This is a genomic window from Dictyobacter vulcani, from assembly GCF_008974265.1.
GTDB classification, from domain to species: domain Bacteria; phylum Chloroflexota; class Ktedonobacteria; order Ktedonobacterales; family Ktedonobacteraceae; genus Dictyobacter; species Dictyobacter vulcani.
The window spans coordinates 1,458,808-1,475,279 of record NZ_BKZW01000001.1; the positions used below are offsets into that span (position 1 = coordinate 1,458,808).

Sequence of the window (16,472 nt, forward strand, 5' to 3'; positions counted from 1 at the left end):
GTTGGCGTGAAAAATATCGTTGAACGCCTTCTCCAGGGAGATCGGCGGGCACTGGCGCGTATGGTGACCTTAATCGAGAACGAGCTACCCCAGGCCCATGCCTTTCTGGCCGAGCTTCATCAACATAGCGGACAGGCCCAGATCATCGGTGTGACAGGCTCACCAGGAGCCGGAAAAAGCACATTGGTGACCCGCATGGTCCGCGAGCTACGCAAACAGGATCACAAGGTTGGCATTATCGCCGTCGATCCGACCAGTCCTTTTAGCGGGGGCGCCATTCTGGGTGACCGCATCCGCATGATGGAACTGGCCGGAGATCCCAATGTCTTTATCCGCAGTATGGCCAGTCGCGGACACCTGGGGGGCCTCTCGACCGCTACCCGTGACGTGGTACGCGCGATGGATGCCGCCGGTTATAATCCAATTATCATCGAGACCGTGGGGACCGGCCAGGCTGAAGTAGAGATCATGCGCACAGCACAAACCGTGCTGGTGACCATGGCACCAGGAATGGGCGACGACATCCAGGCCATTAAAGCTGGCATCCTGGAGATCGCGGACATCTTTGTCGTCAGCAAAGCCGATAAACCCGGAGCCGATCAGACCGCCGCAGAGCTAACCATGCTTCTGAGCCTTGATCCCAATCGCCGGCAATCGGCCTGGCGCATTCCTGTGATCAAAACTTCGTCCTTGAAAGAGCAGGGGATCAGCGAACTGATCACTGCTATGCATAAACATTATGCCTATCTCAAGGAAAGCGGGCAGATCACCCGGCGTGCCCAGCGTCAGCTCCACAGCGAGATCCAGAATCTGATCATGCAAGCAGTCGCCAAAAAACTTCAGGCCCAGATTGATCCCGAAGAATGGGATGCCCTGATCGCCGAAGTTACCGACCGCAAGCGCGATCCATATAGTGTCGCCGACAGCTTGCAAACGCGTATCGGCCTCAATTCATCTTTATAAACAGACAATTTTGCGGTCGATGGCAGCATTGACCGCAAAATTCACCTGCTCTTTTCATCCTCCTTTCAACACTTACTATCACCCACAAAAAAGCTATACTCTCCGCCGGGCAACAAAGTACGTCGCTGCGGCAACACCAGACAAAGCAAGCGTTGTGTAAAAATTACGCTTGCGATGACGTTGCGGGGATCCTGAAGCGAGAATCTGGTTAATGGCCTGTTGGACATCTTGATACTGAATACCTCGCTCTTTAAGCACATTAGCAGCCAGACCATTCCCCTCAAGCAACAGGCCAAGCAGGATATGTTCAGTGCCAACATATGGATGCTGCAAGCGTTGGGCTTCGCGCTCGGATAACTCTAAAATTTTTAGCGCCCTTCTGGTGAAATGACTATGTTGTACCATGATCAATTACTCCTTGAGATAAGCTTTGCTGAAAGTATCACCACAGGTAGTTCAGCAGTATATACAGCCTTATTGCTCAAAAAGGTTCCACTCGGACACTATCTATCAGGAATACTAGATAGTAAGACTCTATTTTGTTTGTGAGGAAGCGGGATCTGGATTTTAGCGGCCGGTACGAGTCCGGTACGATGTACAGGGACGCTGGCCTGAGATACAATGGCGTCTGTAGGAGGAGATTGTTTGTGGAGCATACGATTATTGATCAGCGCGGCCGGGATCTGGCGATTATTCCACCGCTAGAATTGCAAACGGTAGCACGTGTGGCACTGATAGAGCAGTTGTTTGGCTCGTATCTACCACCCGAAGTGGTGACTGGCATGGAACTGGATCGCCGGGGACATTTTTTACGCACGTTACCGATCCACTTTCCCTTGATTAAAGCGGCCCTTGAGCAGCAACAGACGCCTTTCAGCATTGCTTTTGCAGAACGGCCAGCCCTGCCATTTAAGACTGCACTGGCCATGGACGCTCGTCCTTATCAACAGGAGGCTCTGGCCGCCTGGCTGGCCGAACAACACCGCGGAGTAGTGGTCCTGCCCACGGGTGCGGGCAAGACTTTTGTGGCAGCGATGGCCATTCAAGCCACCGGACTCTGGACGCTAGCTGTGGTACCAACGATTGATCTTTTGCAGCAGTGGCGCGTGGCATTGGCCGCAGCCCTGGCGGTGCCAGTGGAAGAGATTGGCATGTTTGGTGGTGGTGAAAAAGAATTAAAACCAATTACAATTATTACCTATGATTCAGCTGCTTTATATCCACGTGAGTTGCGCCAGTTTGGTTTATTGATCTTTGATGAATGCCACCATTTACCAGCACCCACCTATCGCTTGATCGCGGAAAGTGCTTTTACACCCTTACGCCTGGGATTGAGTGCCACACCTGAGCGCAGCGATATGGCGCATATAGAACTGGAAGAGTTGATTGGTCCCGAGGTGTATCGCCGCTCGCCAGCGGAACTGACCGAGGGGCGCTTTCTGGCCCAATATCAGGAGAAAGTGATTGACATTGCCCTTGGCACAGAAGAACAGGAACGCTATACCGAACAGCGCCGCCTGTATCGCTCGTTTTTGCAACGTCGGCGCATCGTGATTCGCAGTCCGGAAGATTTTCAGCAGAAGATTATTTATATGAGCGCGCGCGATCCAGAGGCGCGGGAGGCGATGCTGGCCTGGCGTGAGGCGCGCAATATCGCCATGAATGCTCCAGCCAAATATACCGAGATCGAGCGGCTGCTGCACGAGCATAGTCAGGATCAAATTATACTCTTCTCAGAATATAATGATGTCGTCGATCAGATCAGCCAGCGCTTCTGTTTGCCCAGCATTACCTATAAGACACCAACCGAAGAGCGGCGCACGATCCTGGAGCGCTTTCGGCGTGGCGAATATACCAAGCTGGCTACGGGCCGCGTCTTAAATGAAGGTGTCGATGTTCCCGATTGCCGCATCGCGATCATTGTCAGCGGCAACAGCACGAAGCGCGAATACATTCAACGCCTGGGCCGTATCCTCCGTCCTAAAGCCGGGCAGGCAATTCTCTATGAACTGGTCACGACCAATACAACCGAAGAAAGTATCGCCAAACGCCGGCGCTAATGTGCGCTCCGATCAATCAGAAACAGACAGATGAATTGGCATCAGCCGGACACACCTTCATGGTGTATACAAGAGGTGCATGCGTCAAAGGTATCTTTGCATAATAGAGACGCAGCCTGGGATCCATCGCAGGAACCAGCACCTGAGGATTTGTGGCGTCTTCCAGGGTGATCAGGAAACGATTGTCGGGGAGCAGCAAATTAGCAGTTGCAGCATCACTCAATGGTCCACTATGAATCTGCTGATCCTTGACTGTCAGTTTCCAATGGACAAGATGCTCTTCACTGGTCACAGGATCAATCCAGGCATAGTAGGCTTTTCCTGCTGGTGGCGCGGGAATATGCTCGGCATCGATCTGGAGTGTATTATAGTACTTCGCCGCCGGACCACGCGAGAAATGGATCGTGCCCGCAGGCTGAAATGTTTGCGACTGGGTGGTAACAAAGAAGAGACTGCCAACCACCAGTGCCACCACCAGCAGTACGATACTGCCTATGAGCAACCACCTGCGCTGCACCTGCGAGTGTGGTTGTGGCGGAGGGGCAGGTATCGGTCCAGGAGCAGATCCAGGCAGAGAGACGGGTGTTATTCCTCCTGAGCGTAACGAAGCTACCGTAGCCATATCTGCATCGGTCTCACTCATAGGTTCTTTAATGCCTGCATATCCTACGATAGATGGCGAGGGTGAAACAGCCAGATCAGATAGCGACAAAACGGGAGGATCAGGCTGGCCTGGCGACTGTACAGTCTGCATAGAATGGATATAAGAAAGAGAGAGGGCAGCATCGGGAGGTGATGTATGCATGCTTTGCAGCAATGATGCAGGAGGAGCAATCTGAAAAGCTTGCGCTAATGCTACCGTCATCGCACTGGCGCTGGCGAAGCGCTCCTCTGGCTTCTTCGCAATACTTTTCAAGATGACTTCAGAAACAGCTGGACTGATCCGGGTATTTAACAATTCAGGCTGTACTGGCGGCTGACTGACATGTTGCATAATCACATTCATCATGCTCGCACCATGAAATGGTGGTGTGCCAGTCATCACCTCATAGAGGATAATACCCAGGGAATACAGATCGCTGCGCTTATCTTCATACATTCCCAGCGCCTGTTCTGGAGCCACATAGAGAGGAGTACCCACGATGGATCCGATCAGTGTGCCACCTGATACTCCCTGGCGGCGCGCGATCCCAAAATCGGTAATGATCGGCTCACCCATCGACCTGACTCTGGTATCTCTTTGATCCAGCAGAATGTTAGCTGGCTTGATATCACGATGAATCATGCCACGTCCATGCGCATAATCCAGGGCCTGGGACACGGCCGTAAAAATATCCACAATCTCTTCAGCTGGAGGAAATTTGCCCTGTTTGGAGGTGTCAGCGATATACGCAGCCAGCGTCTGTCCCTCCACATAATCCATGACCATGTAGAGGAATGGCGGCTCACCCTCCCGTTCCTCTATATAAAAATTATGAATATTCACTATATTGGGATGCCGTAGGGACGCGATCAGCCGGGCCTCACTCTGGAAGCGTGTGACAAAATCGCTTGAGCCACGCCAGTTTGATAGCAGCAGCTTGATAGCCACCGTTCTTTGCAAGCGCGTATCCAGCGCCTTCCAGACCTCACCCATGCCACCTCGCGCAACGCATTCCAGCATCTGATAATGTCCAAGGTAACGTGGTTCTGTCGCCATAAAACTACTCTCTCCATATGCTCAAAATGCGAGCATGCCTCCAGCTTAAAGATGCGCTGGCAGATTCTTCGTGATCGTAAATGTTGCCAGTTGCTGAATATCATAGTGAGCCTGTGTTATTCCGGGATGCACCTGATTTGTGACGGGATCTAATTTGCCAATATAGGCATACGTGGTTAAAGTCACTATATCATCCAGCATATGGCCAGACTCAGGGCTCCTCAACTGATCAGGTGTACTATTAAACAGCTGAGCCGCATCCTGGTGTACCACCTTGAGCCAGGCATTCACATTCTGCAGGGACTCAATAATATGGGCCAGACGTTGGCGCATCGTCGCCGAGATATCCGAGGCCTTGGCAATCTGGGCCACATGGAACTGGGTATGATCGATATACCCCAGAGGATTGGTTTTGTTGAACTCGCCACCCTGATTGGCAGGATCAACCGTCAATAAACCGACCTTCGACGCGATCTGGTCAGCACGCACAGGCGTATTCGCAGGCATATCCACATGCACATTTTTCAAGCCGTCCAGATAATCCAGTATGCTAATAAATTGATTCTTCATTAACTGGATTTCTGCATCATTGGTCTGCTGACCATGCCAGTTATCACGCGCACTAACCGACCATTCCAGCAGTTTCTCAGTATTATTTGACAGCCAGACATCCAGGCCACCTGGTAAACCCAGTACGCTGATATCAACCTCGTTATAGAACAGATGCCGAATATGGATCAACGCACTAAAGGCCGCCGCATCCTGCGCAATCGGCTTCTGTGGTAAAACAGCATAGTAGCGCCAGGTAGCGCGATTGTTTGAAGGGGTCGTATTGGCACTATTAGCATCCTCCTCAGTGATCAATAAGCGACTGGTAGCCGATAACAGGTTATTATGGGCAGCATCACCGGGGAAAAAGTAATGAATGTGACCATCCTGAACAGGCAAGCTTTTCGTCAACAGGATCGGTGGATTGACGGGTAAAGGACCGGTTAGATCGTCGCGCCGCAAAGGATCAATATCACCAAGCAACCAGGCATGATAACTTTTTCCTACCGCTGGAGTTGCCACTCCTGGTACATCAATCTGTAGCTGATCCGCGATCCCCTGAGCGCTATCAGCATTGGTCAGACCACTACTGACAAAGAAAGCATGCCCATCAGTTGATGCTGGCAAGGCTGCCATCAGTGGGAAATGCTGGAATGCCACCACGCCACCAACAATCAACAGGATGACCAGTAAAACAGTACCTGCCAGCATATAACCACTCACGCGGCGACGGCGCTTCACAGGTAGCTGTGGTGGAACATTGGTGGCAGGACGTAGAGGTGGCGGTGAGAGAGCCGCTGATGGATGAGACGGGCCAGCCACGTTTGGAACTATCGGCCTGCTCTGAGCCATAAACACGGGAACAGCACTGGTAGCATCAGTCTGGGTCGCCGCTGAAGCTACCGTGTCTGCTGCTGGCTGTGACGTAACAGGAAGCACAGGAGTGGCAGCTACCACTTTTTCCGAACCAGATAGAGAGCTATCAGCAGACCAGGCCTGTTGCGTTTGCAGGTTTGCGCGATCCCATACCTCCAGATGGGTTGGCTGACCAAGTGTCTCAGGCCCTGGAATAGAGAGAGACTTTGCGATATCAATAGTCATTTCAGAGGCCGTCGCATAGCGTTCAGCAGGATTTTTAGCCATGCTACGCTCGATGACCTGCGCCAGCGCGGGCGGAATATTCGGATTAATCAAAGTAGGAGAGATGGGTGTGTTGTGGATATGTTGCATGATCACTTCCATGGGAGTATCCCCACGAAATGGCAACACACCAGTTACCATCTCATACAGGATAATACCCAGGGAATACAGATCGCTACGCTCATTCCCCAGCATGCCTTTAGCCTGTTCAGGCGAGAGATACAATGGGGTGCCCAACTGCGCTCCGCTCTGGGTATTGGTCAGCGAACTCAGCAGCTTGGCCACACCAAAATCCGTCAGGATTGGCTCACCCATTGGATTACGAGTTGTATTGCGCTTATCAAGCAGAATATTCGCGGGCTTGATATCACGATGGATCATATCTTTACTATGTGCATAATCGATCGCCAGACTAATCGATGTAAAGAGATTGACAATCCTGGCAGGAGCTGGCACCTTGCCTACATTTGAAGTCGCATAGATATATTCAGCCAGTGTCTGGCCTTCCACGTAGTCCATCACCATATAAGCCAGGGGAAAGGGCTGCTGTGGCTCATGCGGCTGATAAATCTGAAAATCGTGAATCTGGACAATATTGGGATGATGCAGGGCCGCGATCAACTGGGCTTCGCGCTGGAAACGTGCCACAAAATTTGGATCTTCGCGCAAGTTTGGATGCAACATCTTAATCGCCACATAACGCTGGAGCTGGGTGTCCATCGCCTTCCAGACCTCAGCCACACCGCCATGGCCCAGCCGCTCCTGCAACTCATATTTATCCAGACGCTGAGGAAGAGCATTGTACATGAGCATACCTCCGTCTCGCTATGCCTGCCGCTAAATACAGGACTTGCTAGCTTTGCTTGCGCTACACGCCATAACATCAAAGGTTGCCAGTTGCTGCGCTTTGTAGTGAATCTGAGAAACACCTTCTCTCACCTGATTCGTGGCAGGATCTGTCTCTCCAACAAAGGCATTGTTGGCCAGTTTAAACATATGATTCAGCCGTGCCAGCGTCTCAGGCTTACGCAACTGATCAGGTGACATATGGATGATCGCCGCCGCATCGTCATGTACGCCAAGAAACCAGCTCTTGACGTTGTTAATGGCGACATTGATTTCAGTCGCCAGTTTTTTCTGGTCACCATTGACATTGGGAGCAAACGAGATCTCATGCAAGTGATTACCTATATGCAGCAGATAAGCTGGCGGGCTCTCACTCTGGCTCACCTCTAGTAGCGCCACCCGCGCAATTTTGGGATCTACCAGGATCGGTGATAGATTAGCGGGAATCTTCTCCGTCTGCACATACTGGGTACCATCCAGATAATCCAGAATACGGACCGCCTGGCGTTGCATCAAGCCAGTATCCCCACTGCGATACGCATCGCGTGCGCTACCAGACCACTCAAGGATCTTGAGCGTATTGCGGAAGAGCCAGATATCCAGTCCTCCACTCAATCCAACTGAAGCCAGTTTGGGATCTTGCGCAAGCAAATGGCGTAGATGATCCAGCAAGCTATAATGGTTTTGTGTATCCTCTGGACTCGGCACCTGCGAGAAGAAGGCTCCATAGCGCCAGGTATTCTGATCAAGCGAAGGATTGGCCGGCGGCATGCTGGCATCCTCTTCAGTCACCAGAAAACGACTATAGCGTGAGAGCAGATTCTTGTTGTCATTACTGGTAAAAGACTTGGAGACACGCCCATTCAAAATCTGTAACGTGCCCAGCGAGAGGGCCGGAATAGTAACATTGGCGTCATTATCGCCAAGCAACCAGGCATAATAGCTCTTACCGGCTTGCGGTGCTGGTATATGACTCAGATCAAGCTGGAGACCATCAACAATACCATTGGGATTATTCGAATCAATCAGACCACTACTCACAAAAAAAGCATGCCCGGAAAGTGTTTCGGCCGCTGCACTCTGCCGCTGCAATAATAAAAACGTCATCAGGCCAGCACCTACGACCAGCAAGCACAACAAGACCGAAGCCCAGATGGCCAGATTCTTTTTGCGAGATCTATTGCGGCGGCCTGCGCGTATCAAGTTTGGAGCTTGCTGAGGTTGCAGATCAGGGGTAGATGCTCCATGGCCTTCCAGTTGCTGTGTTGGCTGTGCCGATAACATACCTTGACTCTGCCCGGAGCTCACCGCCATCTGTGTGTGCCCACTATTGGACACGGATACAGCGGGCAAAGGAGTCATCATCGGTGCCTGCGTATACTCGCCGGACTGCGTTTGTGCTGTCAAAGGTAATTGGGTAAACGCACCAGAAACTTGAGGACTCAAATAAGTCACATCATCCATAGCATCTAACGACGTGCCGCGTGGAGTCAGCCGATTGCCACTGATAGCCGTGCCAGATTGTCCCAGACGCGAACTGGTCGGTGCATTGAGAACTTTCGCCACTGCCGCCACCAGGGCAGCCGCGGTGGGAAACCGTGCAGCGGGCTCTTTAGCCAGACAACGCAAGATAATCGCGGTCAGACCCGGCACAATATGCGGATTAATCAACGCGGGCGACATCGGAGTAGCATGGATATGTTGCTGTAGCAGTTCGGCAACGCTGTCGCCATGAAAAGGGAGCGTCCCTGTACAGAGCTCATAAAGGATCACACCGAGCGAGTAGATATCGCTACGAATATTCTCCGTTTGCCCCTGAGCCACCTCGGGAGAGATGTAGGCAGCATCTTCAGCAGGTAGTACTAGAGGTGACAGAATGTTGTGCAGACCAAAGCCAGTCAGCTTTGCCTCCCCCAGCGGCTCCTGGGAATCCGGCTCACGCTCAAACAAAATACAGCCAGGCTTAAGACGACTATGAATGATTCCATGTTGATGGGCATAATCAATGGCCGAACCAATCGGTGCCAGCAAATGATAGATATCAGCAACAACAGGAAAATCACCCACCCGTGCCGTGGCGTCGATATAATCCGCCAGCGAGACCCCTCGATATACTCGCGCACAATACAGGCATCAGTACGCTTAAATCCTGCCTGCTCCTCTGCCTGCTCTGGCGGTGAGAAAATCTGTACCTCATAGATTTTTGCGATACTGGGATGATTGAGAGCCGTCAGATTCTTGGTCTCGTAAAGGAAACGAGGCACAAGTTCAGCAGCATCGGCTGCCGGCAAATGCAAAATGGTAATCTCCACCTGGCGTTGCTGCTGCCGATCAAAAGCCTTCCAGGACTCATACTGATTTGCGCTGCTTAACTGCTGCTGTAGCTCATATGGACCGAGATAGCGCTGGTTCGTGCTCATGGAGACACCTCAATCACTGCTAAAAAGCTGCTATCCTGAATGCTTTCACTTTTATCAAAGGACGGCATAGTAGTATCTGGCATTCACATAACTATACTATGCCATAATTTGAGTGCTAAGTTAAACAATATTTTAAATCATTTTTTATTATTGCTTAGAATTCATTGCATGTCAGTGAAAAACTTCATAATTTGAGGAGAATTTTTCTTTACAGCATAATCTTTCAGCTATTTTATATGGCTACATTAATATACGCGCTCTTGTGGGAAAATTTGCCAGTCATTCCTGAGAATATATATATGATGCTCAAACTTCCTGATATCGTTGCACCAGGCACACTCGGACACTAAAGTGCCCATACTTCTATGAGTCATCCCGAATTTTTGAGGAACATTTCTAGCCGGAAAGAAAGAGAGAAAACCGGAAAAGTAAGAACTAGGCAAAGAGGGGTCTCCTGAGTTAAACTGTTAAAAATTCAACTGACAGCAAAAAACCAGGAGGCCCCCAACTCATGCCATTTCAGTATGACATACTTCAACCCGAGGAACAAGATGCGCAGAGAGCATCACAGGAATTAGCTCAATTGCTTGAAGAATTTCTTATGCCACTTTTGATTGTGCTTGATAGGCTGATAGATAAGAGGTTAGTGCGAACGTTAGTACAGGTATGCGTTGCAATTATTCGTTTCAGAAATAACAAGCAGGGACTACTTTTGAGTGAATTAGGTTCCTACCTCGATGGATATGCGCAGCAATCAAAAACAGCGACTGCTGGAACGAAGAGAGTGGGAAACCTGCTTCGCTCCATAAAATGGAATTTTTTGCAGATAGATCACTATTTACTAGAAGAAGCTGATAAAGAGGTGACACGTATGAGAGAACAAGGGAAAAGGATTATTTGCCCTTGGGATGAGAGTGTCATAGAAAAAGCAGAAAGCGAGAAATTAGAAGGAATCTGTCCAGTAACTTCTAGTAAAGCGAAAAGATTGCAGCGCTCAAAAAAAGGCCTGGTCTTTAATTTTCCACCAAAGAAAGCGATTACAGTGGCAGGAATGCAGTGGACAGCAGCATTGATCATAGGAATGGAAGGAAGGGTAAAAGTAGCAGTGATGAGCTGGTGGACTACCAGAGGTGATGATGCGACAAAGTTAAGAGAACAACAAGAAAAGTTATTGAGAAAAGTTGTTCGGAAATGGGGGGATCAGCTCCTTCACATATTTGATCGTGGAGCAGCATCAGGCCCTTGGATACAAGTGTTACAGAAATTACGTGTGCGTTTTGTGATTCGCTGGAAAAAAGGGCATTTCTTTTTCAATGAGAAAGGGGAAAAGAAGAAATTATGGCAGATTGGATTACATAAAAAGTATTTATCTCATAAAGAAATACGTGATAGCCATACTGGTGAAAAGATGCCTTGTGATGTTTGGTGGGCGCCGATATGGCATGAGCAATACGAGTATCAACTTTATCTCGTAAAAGTTCGCGTGAATAAGAAAGTCTGGTATCTGGTAACTAATGAGCGTATTCGAACTGCAGAGCAGGCTTGGGAGATTGTTTTTGCTTATCGGAGACGTTGGCAAATAGAACTCGTATTCCGCTATGGAAAGAGTGAGCTGGCGATGGAGAGTCCGCGTTTGTACGCGATGGAAAACCGACTCAAGCTGTTAGGTATCGTGACACTTGTTTATGCTTTTCTCCTCCATTTACTCACTCCTATCCACGGGGATCTTGTTGAAATGATCTTGCATTTGAAGTGCAAAAGAACCGGAAAGCGATGCAAAAAAGCTATTGCACCGCTTTACCGCTTACGTTGGGCGATCAGCCGTCTGTGGGACGACTATCGTCCAAGCCTTGGCTACCTTTTGGCTCCCAATATCCAGACATTACAGTCTTTGTCAGATAAAAGGTGTTAGAAAAGCATCCCGAAAATTCGGGATGACTCATATTTTTGAGCGCCGTAGGCGCGAAAACGCCAGTGGGGTAATCGTGGAGAGAATGAGATGCGGACACACGCCAGCAAAAAAATGCAAAAAGAGAGGGCCGACCATGTATGATAAGGTCGGCCCTCTCTGCATCAGAAGCAAAAGTCTGCTTGTTGGCTTGCTTGCCTATTGAAAGACATCTTTCGTTTTCTCAAACAGATCACGGAAAATGTTTTTATCGTTCTGCTCATTGCGCTCGGTTTCAATACGCGCAAACTCTTCAAGCAATTGACGCTGCTCGGCGGTCAGGTTGGTTGGTGTCACCACCTTGACGATGACATGCTGATCACCACGCGCGCTACTGTGGACCACTGGAACACCCATGCCTTTGAGGCGGAATGAACGGTTGCTCTGTGTGCCGGCAGGAATCTTCAAGACGGTGGTCTTACCGTCAACCGTCGGGACATCAACCTCATCGCCCAGGGCTGCCTGCGTAAAGCTGATTGGCAGTTCATAGATGATATCGTTACCCTGACGTTTGAAGAACTCATGCGTCTTCACGGTCAAGACGACATACAGGTTACCCGGTGTACCACCACGGGCACTGACTTCGCCCTCGCCGGTGACACGTACGTTAATACCATCGTCAACACCGGCAGGAATATTCACTACCACACGACGGTTATTGCGCACACGGCCCTGGCCACGGCACTTCTCACAAGGCGTGGTAATAATGCGTCCCTCACCGCGACAGCGCTCACACATCGTGACATTGACAAACTGACCAAAAATCGACTGCTGCACACGGCGGATCTCACCGGATCCCTGACAGCCGGGACAGCGTTGGGTGGAGGTCCCTGGCTGGGCACCATTACCACGACAGGTTGAGCAGGTTTCCCAACGCGGCAACTCAATCTCTTTTTGACATCCAAACACAGCTTCTTCAAAAGAAATGGTTAATTCATAGCGTAAATCTGCGCCACGCTGGGGTCCAGAACGACGCTGACCACCCCCCGTGGAGCCTGAAAAGAAGGTTTCAAAGATATCATTGAGATTGTTAAAACCACCAAAGTCGAAGCCCGCAGCGCCACCAGCGCCACTTGCCACGCCGGCATGCCCATAACGATCATAAGCCGAACGCTTCTGCTGATCACTTAAAATCTCATAGGCTTCATTGATTTCGATAAAGCGGGCTTCCGCTCCCTGCTCTTTATTTGCATCAGGGTGATATTGCTTTGCCAGGCGACGGAAAGACTTTTTAATTTCGTCGTCCGTTGCGCTGCGCGATACCCCCAGCACCTCATAATAATCTCTTTTGTTTGCGGCCATCTGCTGGTCCTTTACCCTTAGAAACAGGGCGCGAACGTATCCGCGCTACTGGATGAAAAAAAACACGTATCGACTATATCATTTGCCCAAAGTTGGCATTGTCTAAGAATACATCATGACACAAAACATAGGCAATTATTATAGCCCGAGTAGGAGCATTGGAAGCTTATTCTAGTACCTGGACTCCAACTCCATATATTGCTGCGCCATATTGCTGCGCCAAAACAAGGGAAGAGAGGATAACATAGACGTTATCCTCTCGGAAGGAGGCAATATACCAGCAGAGTAAATGTCGTCTTTACCAGCAGCATACGCCTCCTTCAGTTAACTACATCTCTTTGTATTCGCCCTCGATGGTGTCATCGTTAGGACGCTGCTGGCCCTGATCGCCTTCTGGCTGCTGGGCATCAGCAAAATCTGCGCCAGCACCAGGCTGGCCGGCCTGACCATACATTGACTGGCTGATTTTGTAGAATGCCTGCTCCAACTCTTCGCGGCTCGCTTTGATGCGCTCCACGTCGTCGGTTGAGAGAGCGGTACGTACGTCGGCAATCTTGCCTTCGAGCTCGCTCTTCTGCTCAGGAGAGATCTTGTCGCCGATTTCCGAGAGGCTCTTCTCTGAACGATACGCTGCGCTATCGGCCAGGTTACGCTCCTCGACTTCTTCTTTACGGCGCTTGTCATCAGCAGAGTGGGATTCAGCATCATTGACCATTTTGTCGATCTGATCTTTTGACAGACCGCTGGAGGCCATGATGGTGATCTTCTGCTCACGACCAGTACCTTTATCACGGGCAGACACATTTACAATACCGTTGGCATCGATATCGAAGATAACCTCGATCTGTGGCACACCGCGTGGTGCAGGTGGAATACCATCCAGGATAAAGCTACCCAGTGAACGGTTGTCTTTTGCGAACTCGCGCTCACCCTGCAGGACATTGATTTCCACGCTAGGCTGGCTGTCGCTGGCGGTCGAGAAGACCTGACTCTTCTGGGTTGGGATGGTGGTGTTGCGCTCGATCAAACGGGTGAAGACGCCACCAAGGGTCTCGATACCCAGGGACAATGGGGTTACGTCGAGCAGCAGGACGTCTTTGACATCACCGGTCAGGACACCGGCCTGAATGGCGGCACCAATGGCTACAACCTCGTCCGGGTTCACACCACGGTTTGGCTCGCGATCAAAGATGCGGCGCACCATCGTCTGTACAGCAGGCATACGAGTCTGACCACCGACCAGCACAACCTCGTTGATATCGCCAGGGCGAACACCAGCATCAGAAAGCGCTTTAGTAACCGGGATGCGGGATTTCTCGACCAGGTCCTCAACCAACTGCTCTAATTTCGAGCGGGACAGGGTGACGGCCAGGTGCTTTGGACCACTGGCATCAGCAGTGATGAAAGGCAGGTTGACTTCGGTCTGCATTGAGCTGGAAAGTTCTTTTTTCGCTTTCTCAGCAGCCTCTTTCAAACGCTGGAGAGCCATACGATCCTGACGCAGGTCAATACCCTGGTCCTTACGGAACTCGTCGGCCAACCAGGTGATAATGCGCTGGTCGAAGTCGTCACCACCCAGGTGAGTATCACCGTTGGTGCTCTTTACTTCAAACACGCCATCGCCCAGTTCCAGAATGGAGATATCGAAGGTACCACCACCCAGGTCATAGACCGAGATACGCTCGTCTTTTTTCTTGTCCAGACCATAGGCCAGTGAGGCGGCGGTTGGCTCGTTGATGATACGCAGGACTTCCAGGCCAGCGATCTTACCACAGTCACGGGTGGCCTGACGCTGAGCATCGTTAAAGTAAGCAGGAACTGTGATAACAGCCTGTGTGACGCGCTCACCCAGATAAGCTTCCGCATCATTTTTCAATTTCTGCAAGATCATCGCGGAAATTTCTGGGGGGCTGTACTGCTTGCCCTGAACCTCTACCCAGGCATCGCCATTGCTGGCGCGTACAACTTTGTAGGGCATCAGACGTTTGTCGCGATCAACTTCAGGATCATCAAATTTACGACCCATGAAACGTTTGATCGAGTAAACAGTGTTCTCAGGATTTGTGATGGCCTGACGCTTGGCAACTTCACCAACCAGGCGCTCACCATTCTTATTGATAGCTACGATAGATGGGGTTGTACGGGCGCCTTCTGCGTTAGGGATAACAACAGGTTCGCCACCCTCCATTACAGCCACACACGAGTTTGTAGTTCCCAGATCGATTCCAATAACCTTTGGCACAGTTGCCTCCTAAATTTAAAATCAAAATCTTTAAAATCAAAATCTTTAAAATCAAAATCTCAAGATTTTGCATCTAAGATTTAAAATCTATATGTCTGCCTGAGTATTACTCACATCCATAAACATCAGCCAGTAGTTCATTCATAACCTCTGCCATATAACGAACAACGGCAATGGCACGACCATATTGCATACGTGTAGGGCCAATAATTCCCAACAATCCACCAACCTTACCTTGCTGCCCATAACGCGCCAGGACTAAACTGACGTCTTTCATTTCGTCCCACTGGTTTTCACCACCAATGATCACCTGGATACCGTCCGTTGATGGGAGATGCGAGGCAAGCACTGGTAAAATGCGCTTCTGCTCAATATCATCCATCACTTTTTGTAGACGTTTATGCTCAAGGTCTTCAATGATTTTGCGAATACGCTCGGCACGCTCTTCTTCAGGCGCCAGGCGAATACCCACGGCTGAACCAGCTGTATGGTCTAGAATATTGACAATATCTTCTCCGAAGAAGACATCCCCCTGCATGTCGCCATTCTGCTCCAGGATGCGTACGATGCCATTGGCAACAATGCGTTCCACAGGAGCGGGGGCATAGGTCACGAGAAACTCATTAATCTCATCGGCATTTTTGCCCTGAAATAATGGGTTGAGTCGAGCTGCAATAGCACTCAGTTCTTCTTGCTGCGTTGGCTTCTCTAAGAGCAAGCGCTGTTGTTGAATCGACCCATCCATCAAGACCAATACCAGATGTACTGAAAGATCGGTCACCGCCAGCACTTCAAAATGCTTAAAGCGACTCTCACTGGAACGTGGGGGCGTCATCACGGCGGCACTATGGAGCAAACGCGCCATCACAGAAGCCGTCAGGCGTACCCATTGATCCAGTTGATCTTGAACTTGATAGAACATATGCCGAATCAGACGCTGCTCATCGAGCAACAATGCCGATTCCTGCATCAGGTGTTCGACAAAGTAGCGATAGCCAAGGTCGGTAGGTACACGACCAGCAGAGGTATGTGGCTGGTTAATCAGATTTGCCTCTTCCAGGCCTGCCAGTTCATGGCGTACAGTAGCAGAGCTGAAAGGAAGTTCATACTTGCGTACGAGCGTCTCAGACGCAACCGGAGTCGCGTTGTGGATATATTCTTCAACCAGCGCACGCAAAATCTGCTGTTTGCGTGGGCTTAGAGGTGTCATGTACTTGCTTCCCTCGATAGTCTTGCTGTACCTCCCTGGCAAGTATCCCATTATTTACAGTCAGTTCGCCGCTCGCAGCAGTTTTACTGATTG

At 50.2% G+C, this 16,472-nt stretch carries 11 protein-coding genes; 3 read left to right on the top strand and 8 right to left on the bottom strand.

Annotation, left to right across the window (positions count from 1 at the left end; genetic code table 11):
* Window positions 1-6: 6 nt before the first annotated feature.
* The gene (gene meaB / locus KDW_RS06040; RefSeq protein WP_151755125.1) at window positions 7-963 is read left to right on the top strand and encodes a methylmalonyl Co-A mutase-associated GTPase MeaB; all 957 of its coding nucleotides are present in this window, start codon (window positions 7-9) and stop codon (window positions 961-963) included.
* 93 nt (window positions 964-1,056) lie between these two features.
* On the opposite strand, the gene KDW_RS06045 is transcribed toward meaB, so the two are convergent.
* Entirely contained in the window at window positions 1,057-1,368 is a 312-nt protein-coding gene (locus KDW_RS06045) for a Clp protease N-terminal domain-containing protein (RefSeq protein WP_151755126.1), read from the bottom strand.
* 242 nt (window positions 1,369-1,610) lie between these two features.
* Here KDW_RS06045 and KDW_RS06050 point away from each other — a divergent pair, with 242 nt between their 5' ends.
* The gene (locus KDW_RS06050; protein ID WP_233097641.1) at window positions 1,611-3,023 is read left to right on the top strand and encodes a DEAD/DEAH box helicase; all 1,413 of its coding nucleotides are present in this window, start codon (window positions 1,611-1,613) and stop codon (window positions 3,021-3,023) included.
* Between the two features lie 16 nt (window positions 3,024-3,039).
* On the opposite strand, the gene KDW_RS06055 is transcribed toward KDW_RS06050, so the two are convergent.
* From KDW_RS06055 to KDW_RS33670, 4 genes are read right to left on the bottom strand one after another with little or no spacing between them, the layout of a single operon-like run.
* Window positions 3,040-4,722 (bottom strand): serine/threonine-protein kinase, encoded by a 1,683-nt coding sequence (locus KDW_RS06055; protein WP_151755127.1) that lies wholly within the window; start codon window positions 4,720-4,722, stop codon window positions 3,040-3,042.
* A gap of 45 nt (window positions 4,723-4,767) precedes the next feature.
* On the bottom strand, window positions 4,768-7,218 hold the full coding sequence (locus KDW_RS06060; protein ID WP_162004994.1) for a protein kinase domain-containing protein: 2,451 nt from the start codon (window positions 7,216-7,218) through the stop codon (window positions 4,768-4,770).
* A gap of 30 nt (window positions 7,219-7,248) precedes the next feature.
* On the bottom strand, window positions 7,249-9,264 hold the full coding sequence (locus KDW_RS06065) for a protein kinase domain-containing protein (RefSeq protein ID WP_233097768.1): 2,016 nt from the start codon (window positions 9,262-9,264) through the stop codon (window positions 7,249-7,251).
* On the bottom strand, window positions 9,156-9,677 hold the full coding sequence (locus tag KDW_RS33670) for a protein kinase family protein (RefSeq protein ID WP_233097642.1): 522 nt from the start codon (window positions 9,675-9,677) through the stop codon (window positions 9,156-9,158). The genes KDW_RS06065 and KDW_RS33670 overlap by 109 nt, the downstream gene beginning before the upstream one ends.
* A gap of 511 nt (window positions 9,678-10,188) precedes the next feature.
* On the opposite strand from KDW_RS33670, the gene KDW_RS06070 reads away from it, so the two are divergent.
* Window positions 10,189-11,589, top strand: a complete 1,401-nt coding sequence (locus tag KDW_RS06070; protein ID WP_151754717.1) for a transposase — start codon at window positions 10,189-10,191, stop codon at window positions 11,587-11,589.
* 195 nt (window positions 11,590-11,784) lie between these two features.
* Here the strand turns inward: KDW_RS06070 and dnaJ are convergent, their stop codons facing one another.
* From dnaJ to hrcA, 3 genes are all read right to left on the bottom strand, one after another.
* The gene (gene dnaJ / locus KDW_RS06075) at window positions 11,785-12,927 is read right to left on the bottom strand and encodes a molecular chaperone DnaJ (protein WP_151755130.1); all 1,143 of its coding nucleotides are present in this window, start codon (window positions 12,925-12,927) and stop codon (window positions 11,785-11,787) included.
* A 328-nt stretch (window positions 12,928-13,255) separates the two neighbouring features.
* Window positions 13,256-15,169 carry a molecular chaperone DnaK gene (dnaK, locus tag KDW_RS06080; RefSeq protein ID WP_151755131.1) on the bottom strand — a complete coding sequence of 638 codons (1,914 nt, stop codon included), beginning with the start codon at window positions 15,167-15,169 and terminating at the stop codon, window positions 13,256-13,258.
* Window positions 15,170-15,275: 106 nt separating this feature from the next.
* Window positions 15,276-16,379, bottom strand: coding sequence for a heat-inducible transcriptional repressor HrcA (gene hrcA, locus KDW_RS06085; RefSeq protein WP_162004996.1), 1,104 nt, complete (start codon window positions 16,377-16,379; stop codon window positions 15,276-15,278).
* Window positions 16,380-16,472: the final 93 nt, after the last annotated feature.

Coding starts and splice junctions, on each gene's coding strand:
- KDW_RS06045 (WP_151755126.1), bottom strand. CDS start 1,368: ATGGTACAACATAGTCATTTCACCAGAAGGGCGCTAAAAATTTTAGAG.
- KDW_RS33670 (WP_233097642.1), bottom strand. CDS start 9,677: ATGAGCACGAACCAGCGCTATCTCGGTCCATATGAGCTACAGCAGCAG.
- KDW_RS06055 (WP_151755127.1), bottom strand. CDS start 4,722: ATGGCGACAGAACCACGTTACCTTGGACATTATCAGATGCTGGAATGC.
- KDW_RS06070 (WP_151754717.1), top strand. CDS start 10,189: ATGCCATTTCAGTATGACATACTTCAACCCGAGGAACAAGATGCGCAG.
- KDW_RS06060 (WP_162004994.1), bottom strand. CDS start 7,218: ATGTACAATGCTCTTCCTCAGCGTCTGGATAAATATGAGTTGCAGGAG.
- hrcA (WP_162004996.1), bottom strand. CDS start 16,379: ATGACACCTCTAAGCCCACGCAAACAGCAGATTTTGCGTGCGCTGGTT.
- dnaJ (WP_151755130.1), bottom strand. CDS start 12,927: ATGGCCGCAAACAAAAGAGATTATTATGAGGTGCTGGGGGTATCGCGC.